Genomic DNA, 14,729 nt, shown 5'->3' with positions numbered 1-14,729 from the left:
TGACATAATATCTGCAATAGCGATGATGAACCCCCTTTACGGGCAATGGGAACGGGAAATGATCTAATGAATGCGAAACATAAAATTATGACCATTGCCGAACGATTTGCCGATTATATCTATATTACATCATATGATAGTATTCCAAAATATATCCAACGCTTTGCAAAACTATGCATTTTGGATTGGATAGGCGTAACCCTTGGGGGCTCAAAGGAGCCGGTGAGCGATATTTTATTGGATTTGATTGATATCATGGGCGGAAATCCCCATGCCACGATCATCGGAAAAGGGGTGAAGACCAATGCGCTTTTTGCCGCGCTTATCAACGGTACCATGTCACACGCCCTAGATTTCGACGATACTCATAAAGATGCCGGCATCCATCCCAGCGTCTGCCTGGCGCCGGCCGCCATTGCGGTCGCGGAATACAAAAGGGCTTCCGGCAGGGATTTGATCACGGCCTTCATCATCGGTTTTGAAGTTGCGGCAAGGATCGGCATTGCTGCCGGCCAAACCCATTATGAATACGGATGGCATGCCACCGCCACGATCGGACGGTTCGGTGCCACGGCCAGCGCGGCAAAACTGATGGGTCTTTCTCCGGAGCAAATCGTGAATGCCTTCGGGATCACGGGAACCCAGGTTTCCGGCCTGCGCGAGGTCTTCGGCACCATGAGCAAGCCTTTTCATGCCGGAAAAGCGGCCATGGACGGGATTTTGTCGATGGCCCTGGCAAGAAGGAATTTTGACAGCAGCCATGAAATTTTCGAGGGGCGCTTCGGCCTGAAAAATGTTTTTTCGCCCAAATCACAATCCAGTGACATGCTGACCGGTCTCGGAAAGCAGCACCATATTCAGGATATCGCCTTTAAACCCTATGCTTCCGCGCTTGCCACGCATTCGACCATCCAGGCCATCGAAGCCATTCGCAAAGAAGAAAACATCACTGCCGCGGACGTTGAAGAGGTCCAGATCGAATTCGGACCCTTGCCATATAGCGTGGTCAACCGGAAAAACCCGCAAAAGGTACTGGAGGGAAAATTTAGCGTCCAGCATTGCGCTGCCATCGCTTTAATAAGAGGGCGCGTCAGCAGAGATATGTTCACTTCAAAAGATCTGAATGATCCTCATATAATTGCTATCAGAGACAGGATCAACGTCTTACTGAATCCTGAACTCACTATGTTTGAGACCATAGTGACGGTAAAAACAAAACAGGGTGCAACCCTGAATAAATTTATCAAGGAATCTAAAGGGTCACCGGGTGTTCCACTTACACTCCCGGAGATGAAAGAAAAATTTATGGACTTGGCTACTTATAAGGAGTCTCTCTCTACTACCTGAGAAGAGAGAAAAAAAGTCAACTTACGCTACCATCAGAGATAAACCCCATGTATCCCTTCTTGAAAATAGGCAGGTAGAATAACCTGCCATCTGGCTTTTCCAGACAATCATCCCCAATCGACAGATAGTCAGGCGGAACTGAGCAGCCCAAACAGCAGGAACCGCCCCATGCCTTGCATCCTTTCCCCCTTTGGGGGGGATAAAAGGGGGGGCATGTGCTATTGATCCGGTGCACATTTATTTTTTCAAATAAAAACGGAGAATAGCCATGCCCCACCCAGTATTGACAATTCTATTGGTTCTGAACAAAATTGCCAAGGAAAATCAGACCGGACCGATCGCCTGCCATTGGTGCAACAACCAAGTCAATATTATCAAATACGGCACCTACGAGCGCTATGGCTTTTCCGGCCAGGAGCAAATCAGGATTCAGCGTTATCTTTGTAAACATGATCAGTGCCGGCGGACATTTTCCATTCTACCGCATCCATTTCTACGAATAACCCGATTGACGTTATGCATGCTTACCGCCTTGATCCAGTTGGTGGATCGACAGCTCGCCACTGCTGAGATATGCCGTCGCCTGTGCCTTACCCGTTCCGTGGTGGATGGATCCATCAAAAAATGGCACGGCCTTTTGGACTGGATCGATCAGGAGGCTAAAACAACGCCGGTCTGGGCACCTTCACCATGCATCGACCCACCGGGGCATTGGTCCGATTTTATCCGCATGTTTGCCATGAAATTTTACCCGAAACGGTACGGTTATGCCTGACCAACAGAATCTATAAATTGTGAATAACCAGTAGATTACGTACATGGGGGCAAACTTTTTATCAAAGGAGGCCCCTTATGCAAGATGATCGGCAAATGGACTTGGCGTTGTGGCGCTACGGGATTATCAGCCCGCTTTTGCACCGCGATGCCAACGATGTTCAGTTGTGTGAAATGCTGGCCGTCGTATCACAAAGCAGCTACATTCATCCCCATGACGGTCGCTATGTTACGCTATCGGCCGAAGCCATTCGAAAGTGGCTGTACCGGTTCAACCATGGCGGGCTCGGTGCGCTTTGCGACAAAGAGCGATCCGACAAAGGCACGCACGATGTGCCGGCACCCCTTGCCAACGAGATGTTTGAACTCCGGCTGGCACATCCCCGCTGGACCCTGTCACTGATGCTTCGGGAACTGGTCGAGCGCCAATTATGGGATGAAACCCGTCCGAGCCGCTCCACGTTGTATCGATTCGCCCGGAATAACAACCTGATGCGCGATCCTCATTTGGCAACCGCCGAAGTGGTTCGTCCGTTTGAATTCGATAAATTCGGTCAGATGTGGATCGGAGACTTCATGCACGGGCCCAAACTGTACGAGGGCAAGAAAAAACGCAAAAGCTACCTGCATGTCATCATCGACGATTGCACCCGCTATGTGGTCAGCGGAAGGTTTTATTCCACGGAATCGACCCAAAGCCTGATCATCGAATTGATGACTGCCATAAGGCGCCATGGTATCCCCCATCGGCTGTATACGGACAATGGGTCGGCATACAACAGCCGCCATTTGAAAATCGTTTGCGCTAACCTGTCCATGCGACAACCCCATACACCTCCCGGGCGTCCCCAGGGCCGTTCCAAAGTGGAGCGATTTTTTCGTACCGTCCGGGACCAGTTCCTCGCCAAACAGCGGTACAAAACGTTCGATGAAATCAACACGGCGTTCACCCTTTATCTGAACGACTATCACCGCCGAATCCACAGTACCCTGGAATGCTCACCCATGCAAAAACGCCTGGGGGTCGATAGCGTTTGCCAACCCGTGCCCGAAGTCGCCGATATCGAATCGTTGTTTCGGCTAAAGCGTCGTTGTCGCGTTTACAACGACGGTACGATTCGTCTGAAAAAAAAGGCTTTCGAAGTGCCCGGATGTCTGCCGGGACAGCGGGTAACCATCTATTACATGCCCTGGGATCTTTCCCGCATTTACTACGGCGATGATCTTAAACCGGCCAAGCCGGTGGACCTTACCGCAAACGCATATCGTTTTGACAACGCCAATTTCGCTCATACCAAGGAGAAAGACAATGACACCGAGTAACCACCAGAGTCTGGCCGAACACTTCGGATGGAAGTTTCATCCATTTGCCGATACCTGGAAAATGGAACAACCGTTCTACAGCCAAAGGGATCAACGAATCGCCGATCAAGGCTTGCAGCTTTTACAGCACGGAAAAAGTTTTGCCGTCAGCGGGCCTTCCGGTGCCGGGAAATCCACCCTGGTTCAGCACCTTTTGGCAAGCCTGGACGCCAATTATTACCACGGACTTTACATCCATTACGGCGGCTTGCAACGAACGGCGCTGCTAAAGACCGTTGGCGAACAACTCGGCGTGGAAACCCAAACCAGGGCCGTGCCCCTCTTGGTAAAATTGCAAAAACACATCGGCATGATGGCTACCGGAAAGCATCCGGTCCATCCGGTGATCCTGATCGACGATGCCCAACTGCTCGAACGGGAATCGCTGATGGACCTTTGTTCCCTGATTGTCTGTCCCCCAAAAAAGGCCGCCGCCGCCTCCTTGATCATCGTCGGTGATGATATGCTCGCCAAGCAGATGACATTGTCGGTGATGACGCCCATTCGCACCCGGTTGACGGTGAACTTTCGCATCGACCCTCTGGACGAAAAAGAAACCGAGCAGTTTATCGACTTCAGACTCCGTTGTGCAAAAGCACCCAAGGACCTCTTTGAATCCGATGCGCTGGCCCTTGTCGCGGCGCATTGCCACGGCAATCGACGGGAAATCATGAACCTGGGCACCTTACTGCTAAGCGAGGCATATTATCGCAACGAGAAAACCGTCAGCGCCGAACTTTTTACCGATTGTGATCTGATTGCCTAACCCAAATAACACAAAGGAGGCCGTGCCATGTTTGATCCGGAACAGGATTTCGAATATGAGCAAAAGTGTGAACGAATCGCCATGGAAATCGAAACGATCATCCTCGATGGCGTTATCGCTGCGTTGGGAAGAGTAAAACAATACCTTCAAGACGATGACATACAAACCCAAAAACCATCCAAGGACGTCGAACCGTTTTAAACCCAGATGAAACGGAGGCGCTCGAGAGGGGACTCCGGCGCCAAGGGATAATCTGGTGCGGTAGACTGCTGTCTACTATCAAAGGGGCTTGGTATCACCAAGCCCCTTTCTTTGTCTTTGTCACACTTTCACCGAGAATTCTCTCCCATAGGTAATATATATTGGAATTACGTAGGGTTAATATCGTGACAATCTACAGCTACTTCGGTGATTCCCAAGGAAAATGCTGAAAAAATATTCGAAAAAATAGGGAGGCTCCAAGAAATACAGGACGTGAATGAAATTATTTCACTATGTAATCCCGAAAAAAAATAACGGTAATGCTTTTGGGGCTGTGATATCAGTGTCCTGCAACAACACAGAGCATAGGCAATGCGTGAAAAGCTGAGGAACCGACCCTCCGAGGCCTACCTGCGGGGGGCGACTTTCAAGCCACCCTCGACGGCGTTGGTCAAAAGCTCTTGTCCTGAGCGTTGAGGGAAAAGGCGCGACAAACGCGTCAGGTATTAACCGAGAAGGATACTGCGTAAGCACAATCGGCTTGGATGAAGAAACAATACGAAAATATATTCGATATCAACGTGAGTCTGAAAAGGAATAGCTAAAATGAGCCCCTTTGGTACTACATCGAAACATAAGGGAAAAAGGCCCAAATATTGAATAAGTTATATTGCAAAACACAATATATTGATTGGATTGGTTCAAAGTTACGCTGTAGTGTTAGGGGCTTTACGAATAACATCGCCCCCTTCGGAGGGGGTTTCATCAAACCACCCGCTAATCGGGTGGTCGGTGATTCAGTTAAACTTGAAATGAAGCATAGATCGTTATGATTGTAAAAAACAAAGTGTTGGCTGCTAATCGAAGGAAAAATTTGCTAAAATCTGCGCAAGAGATTTTTTCCCAGAAAGGATTGGTAGATTCGAATATTTCTGATATCGCAATAAAAGCAGGTATATCTGATTCGAATATTTATCATTATTTTGTAAATAAAGAAGACCTGCTCTTTTATGCATTGGCGGATAAACTCGATGAGGTCGAAAAGGAATTAAGACTTCATTTAGAGGGAATCCGAGATCCGGTTTCTAAGCTGGGTAAAATGATATGGTATCATCTGTATATCAATGATTTAAGTCCACATGAAACCCGAGTCTTAAAAGATTTTCTTTTCGAATGTCGTTCCAATAAAAATTTTTATTCTCATGAAGGCTATCAAGCTCTCAGACGATACACGAAAATCATGTCTGATATATTACAACAGGGCGTTAATCAAAAAATTTTTAGATCTGATATCAACCTGATATTAGTTAGAAACATGATATTTGGGTTACTCGATGAAGAATCCCTTTCCCGCTTTTCTTCACAAGAGATCGACCGCACCTTACCGGACTTTAACGGTATCATAGATTTAGTATTATCAATTATATCTTGTGAGGAAGGCATGGGAAAAGAAATTGTCAATGGAGACAATAAAGAAGCCCGAATTCTTAAGTCTGCTGTTCGAGTGTTTTCTGAAAAAGGATACAATGCGGCGACAATGGCTGAAATTGCAAGTGTCGCCAATGTTGCTGAAGGAACGATTTATAGCTATTATGAAAGCAAAATTGATTTGCTTTTTTCAATACCAAAAAGACGCTTTAAATGGTTATGTGACAGTAGGGATGAAGTCTTTCAGATCAATTGCCCTATCAAAAAGCTTCGCCGATTTATCCGTTTGTTATTTACAACTTTTATGGGAAATAGGGACTTTTTGCGTGTTTTTTTGTTGGATATCAAATTAAACAAAAAATTTTATGTATCACCAGTATATAAAGATTATATTGATTATGTATCTATTATAGAAACGATATTGGAAGATGGAAAAGAACGTGGCATATTCAAGACTAATATTAATAATCGACTGTTCCGGAATCTTTTCTTAGGCGCTTTTACGCATTTGGCAACTCGTTGGGTAATACTGGATAAAACAAATCCCATCGACATGATGCAAAATATTGAAGACTTGGTATCGTTATTATGCTGGTCCGTTGTGATAGATAAAGCTGATCTACAAGAGATTGAAGAAAGTATTGGATAACGCTACAATTTTTTATTTAACTCTACCTTGTCACATTAAAAAATTACCGATAAAATATGTGTAATCAGTAGGTTGAAGGTTCGATTCCTTCACGGCCCACCAAATAAAATCATCAAGGGACGGTCATGCCGCCCATTTTTTATGGCAAATTCAGCCATCCTGGATTAAAAAAAAATCAAGGGCACTGAATGCTTGACAGCTTTTTGGGGCGATGATATTTATGCTGATTTTTGGTGATTCCATTGGAATCCCGTATCCTTGCTCCGGCGATAAACCGGGGCTGAAAAGCCACAAGGAGGTTTTATGAAGCGGTACGAAACGATTGTCATTCTCGACCCGGACCTGTCGAAGGAGGCCGAAAGCCCCTTCTTCGAGCGGGTGAACGACCTGATCCCCCAGTACGACGGATTCTTGGTGGAAACGGACGATTGGGGCACCAGGAAACTGGCCTACGACATCAAGAAAAAAAATCGGGGTCACTATGTAAGATTCGATTTTTGCGGCGATGGCGCCTTGGTTCAAGAGATGGAACGGTTCTTCAGGATCGACGACCGGATCATGAAGTTCATGACGGTCCTTCTGGACGCGGAAGCGGATCTGGACACCATTAAGGCCGAACTGGCGGCTGAAAAGGATCAGGCTGCCGCCGAGGAAGCCGAATCGACCGAAGCATCCACCGAAACGAGTGATTCATCTACCGACGAAAAATCCGAGGAGGAGTAACCCATGGCCGTCGCAAAACCCCGTCCCAAAAGAAAAAAAAGAAGAGTTTTTCATCGACGCAAAGTCTGTCGCTTCTGTGCGGACCAGAGCCTGGTAATTGATTATAAGGATCCCAAGGCCCTGAAATACTTCACAACCGAGCGGGGAAAAATCATTCCGCGGAGAATTTCAGGAACTTGCGCCAAACACCAGCGCCAACTGACCCATGCCATCAAACGGGCCCGAACCATTGCCCTGCTGCCATACGTCGGGACTTTTGATCTGTAATTGCCCGAAAGGCACATCCGGCGGAACAAAAACGCCAACTTTGGGGGGAATCAGATGGCGCCATGGCCATTTCAAAGTGGAGTATCGAAAGATATCGCTACCGGCGTAATGGCGACCCTGGTCATCTTTTCGGCATCGGTGTTCATGCCGGTCATCGGTTTTCTCTTCTCCATGTTTATTCCCCTGCCCGTTCTCTTCTATCGCACGAAGCTGGGCAGGCGGCATGGCATGATTGTTCCGCTGGTGGCCATTGCGGTCATCGGGTTTATCATTGGCGGCATCACAATGGATATCGTCTTTTTCTCCGGACTGATGCTCTTGGGCTTCGCCCTGAGCGAGATGTTCGAAAAAGCGTTGCCCGTGGAGATGGCCATTGTGGCCGCTTGCGGTATTGTTCTGGGCGTTGGTCTGGGGGCCATGGTGATGTACAGCATCGCCAGCAACACGGGGGTCGTCAGCCTGGTTTCGGCCTATGTGGCCACCAACCTGAAACTGTCCCTCCAGTTGTACCAGAGTATCGGCATTCCCCAGGAAACGATCGATGCCATCTCAGGATCCCTGGATCGAATTCAATATGTGCTGGTTCGCATCCTGCCCTCGCTGGTGGCCGCATCCACCCTGTTTGTGGCCTGGACCAACCTGATTGCCGCACGACCGATCCTGGAACGCCGCGGTCTGGCTTTTCCTGACTATGGTCGGCTCAATCGCTGGCGGGCGCCTGACGTACTCATCTGGGGCGTCATCGGCAGCGGCCTGATCATGCTGCTGCCGGCAACCGGATTCCGACTCATCGGGATCAATGGCCTGCTGGTCGTCCTGACGGTCTATTTCATTCAGGGCATCGCCATCGTCTCCTTTTTCTTCGAGAAAAAGAAGCTGCCACGGCCCATCCGTGTTGTCCTGTATATAATGATCGCACTCCAGCAGCTTTTTCTGCTGGTAATCGTCTGCATCGGACTTTTTGATATGTGGATCAATTTTCGAAAGATTGACCCTGACAAGCGTGAACCGGACCTGCCGGCGTAACATTCGGGCAGGCCTTTTTTGGAGGATAATCATGAAAGTCATCTTAAAAGAAACCATCAGTTCGTTGGGCATCATCGGAAGCGAAGTCGATGTGGCGCCCGGATATGCCCGCAACTATCTGCTCCCTCAGGGGAAAGCCGTTCCGGCCACCCCCCAGCAACGCAAGATTCTGGAGCAGGAAAAAGCCAAATTCGAGCTGCAGATCGCCAAGGAGAAAGAGTTTGCCCAGGAGATGGCCAACCGCCTTGAAATGGTCTCGGTGACCATTGCGTCCAAGGTCCATGAAGCCGATAAACTCTACGGCTCGATTACCGTTCGCGACATCCTCGACGCGCTCAAGAAGCAGGATGTCGAGGTGGAAAAACGCATGGTGCTGCTCACCGAACCGATCAAGACCGTCGGCACTTTCAAGGTGCCCATCCGCGTCTATCAGGGAATCAAACCGGAGATCACGGTGGAAGTGGTTCCGGAAGAAGCCTAAGATCAACCCGCTGCCGGGAGCCTTGGCCCCAGGTTCAGGTCCCGGCAGTTTTTAGAAAAGCTGTTCGTGTATGCCCGACACTCCGTCCGCAACCGTCAAAGATCCCGCGTTTCACAAGCTTCCCCCCCAGAGCATCGAGGCGGAAGAATCGATCATCAGCGCCATCCTGATCGACAACGACACCCTGATCGACATCCTTGAGATTCTCTCCGCCGACGATTTTTACAAAACCGCGCACAAAATGATCTTTGCCGCCGTGGAAACGCTTTACGCCAAAAGCGAACCCGTCGACCTGGTCACCCTGAGCAACCTGCTCAGGGAAAACGGCGAGCTGGAGAAGATCGGCGGCGCCGCATACCTGGCCCACCTGGTAGATGCCGTACCCATGGCGGTCAACGCCCATCACTATGCGCGCATCATCCATGACAAGGCCATTTTAAGGCGGCTCATCGAACGCTCCAATACGATCTCCAATCGCTGCTTTGAAGACCGCGGGGATGTGGACAGTGTCATCGAATTTGCCCAAAGTGCCATCTTCGAACTGTCGGAGGGGAAAACCAAGCCCGCCTTTTCCCCCCTCAGTAAAATCATCGAAATCAACATCGACCAGCTTGAGGAACGCCAGGGCAACCGGGCACTGGTGACCGGCATCACCACCGGTTTCGCCAAACTCGACAGCCTGACCTCGGGCCTGCAGAATTCTGATCTGATCATCCTGGCCGGCCGGCCGGCCATGGGAAAAACCGCCTTTGCCCTGAACATGGCCCGCAATGCCGCCATTGATGGCGGTGTACCGGTGGCGATCTTCTCCCTTGAAATGTCCAAGGAACAGCTCTCCATGCGGATGCTCTGTTCCGAGGCCCGCGTGGATTCATCACGCATCCGGAGCGGTTTCCTGAACCAGGAGGACTGGAACCGCATTACCGACGCTGCCGGACGGCTCACGGACGCCCCCATTTTCATCGACGATTCACCGGACATTTCGACCACCTCCATCCGCACCAAATCCATGCGCATGAAGATGGACAAGGGGCTGGGCATGATCATCATCGACTATCTCCAGCTCATGCGCGGCAGCATCAATACCGAACGGCGGGATCTGGAAATTTCCGAGATCTCCCGATCACTCAAGATTCTGGCCAAGGAACTGAACATCCCGGTCATCGCCCTCTCCCAGCTTAACCGCAAACTGGAGGAGCGCAGTGACAAACGCCCCCAGTTGTCCGACCTCCGGGAATCGGGTGCCCTGGAGCAGGATGCCGACCTGGTGGCCTTCATCTACCGCGACGAGGTCTACAACCGGGATGAAAACAACCCCCACCGGGGAACGGCGGAAATCATCCTGGCCAAACAGCGCAATGGCCCCACAGGCGTTGCTCCGCTGGCCTTCCTGGGATCTTACACCCGCTTCGAAAACCTGGCCGTTGAATGAAAGAAATCTTCGGTAACCTGCTGGGGCTCAAGGCGAGCCAGATCAAACGGTTGGAGAATCTGGGCCGGCGCCGCATTCCCACCCAGGCCATTGTCTCCTACGAACTGTGCCGGGATCTGTCCCGATTGTCGACTGAGATTGGCCGCCAGGTCGGTCTGCTTGTCGAGCGTAGCGGGAAAATCGCGCAGGTGCTGGTCGGCGGCGTGGACCGCATCATGATCCCCGACCTGCGCGAGTACCGCCTGGCACCGGACCGCCTGCGCGGCCTGCGCTGCATCCACACACGCGCGGATGACATGGGTGGCCTGACCCAAGACGACCTGACCGACCTCTCCCTTTTGCGGCTCGACCTCATGGCGGTCATCACCATGCACCCCGATGGATCACCAGCGCAGATTCATTATGCCCATATTCTTCCCGGTGCCAGTGAATCGGCCCCGTACCGGATCATGCCGCCGATTCCGCCATTCCGGCCGGAAATCGACTGTCTCGGCCTGATCCAGGCCCTTGAAGCCGAGCTGGCCAGACAAAAAGTCGAGGAAAAGGATGACGCCAGCGGAGAGCGCGCCCTTTTGGTCAGTGTTTTCACCGGCGGACGCAAAGCGGCCATGGCGTCCCTGGACGAGTTGAAGGAACTGGCCCACACCGCCAACATACGCACCATTGACACCGTCCTGCAACAACGCAAAAAAGCCGATCCGCGATTTCTCATGGGCAGCGGAAAGCTGGACGAGCTGGCCATTCTGGCGCTGCATCGCGGAGCCAGCCTGATTGTCTTCGACCAGGAACTGAACCCCTCCCAAATCCGTTCCATCGCCGACCGGACGGAAATCAAGGTCATCGACCGCACCCAACTGATCCTGGATATCTTTGCCCAGCGGGCCAAAAGCCGGGAGGGCAAACTGCAGGTGGAACTGGCCCAACTGAAGTACATTCTTCCCCGGCTGGTCACCAAGGATACGGCCATGTCCCGGCTGACCGGCGGCATTGGCGGCCGGGGACCGGGAGAAACCCGTCTGGAAATCAATCGAAGGCGGGCCAGAGAACGCATCCGGCGTCTGGAACAGGCACTGAAAACGGTCCAGAAGAACCGTGATCAGCAGCGGCGCCGGCGCAGTCGGATGGGACTTCCGGTCATCTCCATCATCGGCTACACCAATGCCGGAAAGTCCACCCTGCTCAACCAGTTGACCCAGAGCCGGGTGCTGGCCGAAAATAAACTCTTCGCCACCCTGGACCCCTCCAGCCGGCGACTGCGTTTTCCCCGGGACATCGACGTGATCATCACCGACACGGTCGGTTTTATCCGCGACCTGCCCAAAGAGCTGATGGCCGCTTTCAAAGCCACCCTGGAAGAGTTGGACAATGCCGACCTGTTCGTACACATGATTGACATCAGCAACCCCCGTCACCCGGAACAGATCCACTCGGTAGAAACGATCCTGGACGAACTCAACCTGGGTTCCATCCCCGTCATTCGGGTGCTCAACAAAATCGATCGCGTCGATCCTGACACCCGGGATATGCTGGTCAAGCGGCTTGGCGGCATTGCGGTCAGTGCGATCAGCCGGCCATCCCTAAAGCCCCTCTCCGAGCGATTGCAGGCGGCGGTCGAGCACATCACGTATCCCGGCAGCCCGTAACGCTATAAAATAATCTTTTATTTCTGGTAGTTGCAATCATATCTGACAATTCGGTTGACAGCGCGGGCAAATTGCAGGTAAAGGTCTTTTCTTATGGACATGGAACGGATCAAACAGGTGGGAACCGCCGCAGCCTATAATGGCGGAAGGATTCTCAAGGAACATTTCGGCCGATTGCGGTCTGTTCGTAAAAAAGGGGCCATCGACCTGGTCACCGAAGCCGACTTGCGCTCCGAAGCCGCCATCATCGATACCCTCATGCGAAGTTTCCCTGACCATGCCATCCTCGCCGAAGAGAGCGGTCGGCACGGAAACAGCGGCCAACGCTGGATTATCGACCCATTGGACGGTACCACCAACTTCGCCCACAATCTGCCACTGTTTTGTGTTTCCATCGCTTTTGCCGTCGATGACGCTATCCGTGCAGGATTCGTTCTTGCTCCGCTTATGGAAGAATTTTTCATGGCGGTCAAAGGTGAGGGAGCCCTGCTGAACGGATCGCCGATTTCCGTTTCCGCGACCCCGACGCTCGCCGATAGTCTGCTGGTCACCGGCTTTCCCTACGACCATGCAACCATTTTTCCCCCGCTGATGGAACGTTTCGGACGCGGGCTGAAGGCGACCCAGGGCGTTCGGCGCCTGGGAGCGGCAGCACTGGACTTATGCTATGTCGCCTGCGGGCGCTTCGATGGGTTCTGGGAACAGCATCTCAAACCCTGGGATACGGCGGCCGGATTTCTGGTGGCCTCGGAAGCCGGTGGCCGCACCACCGTTTTTTCAGGGGCGCCCTATTCCATCACCGCCGATGAAATCGTCAGTACCAACGGCGCCATCCATGATGAACTTCTCACTTTGCTGGAATTATAGGATTTGTCAATGACACTGGATCAGGAAACAGAATACCCAATGGACCGGTACTTGGGCTGTTTTGGCAACTATCGCAGGAACGACCCCATTTGCCGGAAACGCTGTGCGCTGACATTGCGCTGCATCATCGAGCAGGATCAAAATGAACGTTTTGAAATCCTGGAAGAGCTGGTTTCGGCCAATGGCATGGAAATAAAAGTCAATTGATCTAATTTGGCATCCCGCGTGTGAGCAAGGGCATCCGTACCATCTGCGACCGTCTTCCCATGCGTTGCCTCAGACCCAACCGTCCGTGCACGGACCGGCCTGTCAGGACGGATCTCTACCCCCTGCCCTTTTCCAGCCGCTGGGAGAGGAAATCAACATGTTTCTGAAAGGGACCATTCTCTTTGAGACCCTTTTCCACGGCTTTCAGGGCATGCAGGGTGGTTGCGTGGTAACGATTGAAGCTTCTTCCGATGGTCTGCAGGGAATGGTCGGTATAGCGTCGGGATAGGTACATGGCCACCTGCCGTGGCCGTACGATCGCTTGCCGCCGGGAACGGGAGGTCAGATCGGCCAGTGTAACCTTGTAATATTTGCACACCAGCTGTTTGATGGAGTCCAGGGTAATCTGTTCACGACTGGTCACGATGTCATCGACAACATTACGGGCCAGTTCCAGATCCACGGCCGATCCGAGCAGGGATGCCCTGGCCGCCACCCCGATCAACCCACTTTTCAGTTGGCGGACATCATCCACCAACTCTGACGCCAAATATTGCAGAACAATGTCGGGAAGGGCGAACCCTCCAGATCTGGCTGCCTTTTTCAGGATTCGCAACCGGACCTTATAATCCGGCAGGTCGATCTTCGAAATCAGGCCGCAGGAGAGGCGCGACTTGAGTTTGTCGTTGACCTTGGGAATTTCAGAGGGCAGGTAGCAGCTGGAGTAGATAACTTTTTTGTTGCTGTTCATCAGCGACTCCAGGGTATTGGACAGCTCTTCCTGGGTTCCGTTTTTTCCACTGAGGAAATGGACATCCTCAAGCAGCAGCACATCACAGTTATGGCGGTACTTGTCCTTGAACTGATGAATGTTGTCACTGCGATAAGCGCCGGTCATCTCATTCATGAAATCCTCGGCGGTAATATAATAAACCCGTTCGTTGGGAAATGCCTTCAGGATGTGGTGCCCCACGGCCTGGGAGAGATGGCTTTTGCCCAATCCGGTCTTGGAGTGCAGATAGAGCGCATTCTGGTTGCCCAGTTTACGCGCCGCCAGGGAGAGCGCCGCCGTATAGGCGAAATCGCTGTTCTTTCCCACAACGAACTGGTCGAAGGTGTAATCCTGCCGCAGTAGCTGCCCCCCGCGAGCGGGCAGGTCCATCTCCGGCAGTTTCATCTGCCGTTCCTCTGGGTTTTCCGGGCTGTCCGCCGGATGTGCGGCCCCGACAATCAAATTCATCTTGAGGGGCTGACCGGCGGCATCACAAAGGGCGCTTTCAATCAACTTTCCGTACTGTTCGCTGATGCGCTTCCTTGAGAAGGGGTTGGGACAACTCAAAACAATCGTATCTGCACAATCTTCACAAAACTCGATGGGCTCAATCCACATCCGGTAGCTGTGCCCAGGTACTTTTTCCTTGAGCAGCGATTTTACACGTTTCCAAATTTGGTCCATTTATAAAATAAACTTCCTTTAGCTTCACCTAAAAAAGCCGCATGTTTATTTTGCTTATCTAACTTTTGGCCTAAATTATGCTATTTGGGTCAATTATCTG

At 51.5% G+C, this 14,729-nt stretch carries 14 protein-coding genes, 1 tRNA gene and 1 pseudogene; 15 read left to right on the top strand and 1 reads right to left on the bottom strand.

The genetic code is table 11. The annotated features are described in order from the left end of the window. Nucleotides 1-87 precede the first annotated feature (87 nt). From GN112_RS00080 to GN112_RS00010, 15 genes and pseudogenes are all read left to right on the top strand, one after another. Complete coding sequence (locus GN112_RS00080) at nucleotides 88-1,347, top strand: MmgE/PrpD family protein (protein ID WP_155308346.1); 1,260 nt, start codon at nucleotides 88-90, stop codon at nucleotides 1,345-1,347. A 268-nt stretch (nucleotides 1,348-1,615) separates the two neighbouring features. Then, nucleotides 1,616-2,122 (top strand): hypothetical protein, encoded by a 507-nt coding sequence (locus tag GN112_RS00075; protein WP_155308345.1) that lies wholly within the window; start codon nucleotides 1,616-1,618, stop codon nucleotides 2,120-2,122. A 77-nt stretch (nucleotides 2,123-2,199) separates the two neighbouring features. After that, nucleotides 2,200-3,444, top strand: a complete 1,245-nt coding sequence (locus GN112_RS00070; protein WP_155308344.1) for a DDE-type integrase/transposase/recombinase — start codon at nucleotides 2,200-2,202, stop codon at nucleotides 3,442-3,444. Further along, nucleotides 3,431-4,249, top strand: a complete 819-nt coding sequence (locus GN112_RS00065; RefSeq protein ID WP_162458704.1) for an ExeA family protein — start codon at nucleotides 3,431-3,433, stop codon at nucleotides 4,247-4,249. Before GN112_RS00070 ends, GN112_RS00065 begins: the two co-directional genes overlap by 14 nt. Nucleotides 4,250-4,276: 27 nt before the next feature. Continuing rightward, nucleotides 4,277-4,450, top strand: coding sequence for a hypothetical protein (locus GN112_RS00060; protein WP_155308342.1), 174 nt, complete (start codon nucleotides 4,277-4,279; stop codon nucleotides 4,448-4,450). Between the two features lie 829 nt (nucleotides 4,451-5,279). Then, nucleotides 5,280-6,425, top strand: a pseudogene (locus GN112_RS00055) (TetR/AcrR family transcriptional regulator); the annotation flags it as partial. A 46-nt stretch (nucleotides 6,426-6,471) separates the two neighbouring features. Then, a tRNA-Ser gene (locus GN112_RS00050) sits at nucleotides 6,472-6,629 on the top strand. Between the two features lie 201 nt (nucleotides 6,630-6,830). Beyond that, the gene (gene rpsF / locus GN112_RS00045; protein WP_155308341.1) at nucleotides 6,831-7,250 is read left to right on the top strand and encodes a 30S ribosomal protein S6; all 420 of its coding nucleotides are present in this window, start codon (nucleotides 6,831-6,833) and stop codon (nucleotides 7,248-7,250) included. Nucleotides 7,251-7,253: 3 nt separating this feature from the next. Then, complete coding sequence (gene rpsR, locus GN112_RS00040) at nucleotides 7,254-7,517, top strand: 30S ribosomal protein S18 (protein WP_155308340.1); 264 nt, start codon at nucleotides 7,254-7,256, stop codon at nucleotides 7,515-7,517. A gap of 54 nt (nucleotides 7,518-7,571) precedes the next feature. Next, entirely contained in the window at nucleotides 7,572-8,543 is a 972-nt protein-coding gene (locus GN112_RS00035; RefSeq protein WP_155308339.1) for a YybS family protein, read from the top strand. A gap of 31 nt (nucleotides 8,544-8,574) precedes the next feature. After that, nucleotides 8,575-9,024: a 50S ribosomal protein L9 gene (rplI, locus tag GN112_RS00030; protein ID WP_155308338.1), complete on the top strand. Its 450-nt coding sequence runs from the start codon at nucleotides 8,575-8,577 to the stop codon at nucleotides 9,022-9,024. 70 nt (nucleotides 9,025-9,094) lie between these two features. After that, nucleotides 9,095-10,456, top strand: coding sequence for a replicative DNA helicase (gene dnaB, locus GN112_RS00025; protein ID WP_155308337.1), 1,362 nt, complete (start codon nucleotides 9,095-9,097; stop codon nucleotides 10,454-10,456). After that, complete coding sequence (gene hflX, locus GN112_RS00020) at nucleotides 10,453-12,099, top strand: GTPase HflX (RefSeq protein WP_155308336.1); 1,647 nt, start codon at nucleotides 10,453-10,455, stop codon at nucleotides 12,097-12,099. Before dnaB ends, hflX begins: the two co-directional genes overlap by 4 nt. Nucleotides 12,100-12,192: 93 nt before the next feature. Then, nucleotides 12,193-12,966 (top strand): inositol monophosphatase family protein, encoded by a 774-nt coding sequence (locus tag GN112_RS00015; protein ID WP_155308335.1) that lies wholly within the window; start codon nucleotides 12,193-12,195, stop codon nucleotides 12,964-12,966. A 9-nt stretch (nucleotides 12,967-12,975) separates the two neighbouring features. Then, the gene (locus GN112_RS00010; RefSeq protein WP_155308334.1) at nucleotides 12,976-13,173 is read left to right on the top strand and encodes a hypothetical protein; all 198 of its coding nucleotides are present in this window, start codon (nucleotides 12,976-12,978) and stop codon (nucleotides 13,171-13,173) included. Nucleotides 13,174-13,288: 115 nt separating this feature from the next. Here the strand turns inward: GN112_RS00010 and dnaA are convergent, their stop codons facing one another. Further along, nucleotides 13,289-14,629 (bottom strand): chromosomal replication initiator protein DnaA, encoded by a 1,341-nt coding sequence (gene dnaA, locus GN112_RS00005; protein WP_155308333.1) that lies wholly within the window; start codon nucleotides 14,627-14,629, stop codon nucleotides 13,289-13,291. Nucleotides 14,630-14,729 lie beyond the last annotated feature (100 nt).

Origin of the sequence: Desulfosarcina ovata subsp. ovata, assembly GCF_009689005.1 — a bacterium.
GTDB lineage: Bacteria > Desulfobacterota > Desulfobacteria > Desulfobacterales > Desulfosarcinaceae > Desulfosarcina > Desulfosarcina ovata.
Note: the sequence above shows the minus strand (reverse complement) of the source record. Positions and strands in the feature narration are given on the sequence as shown.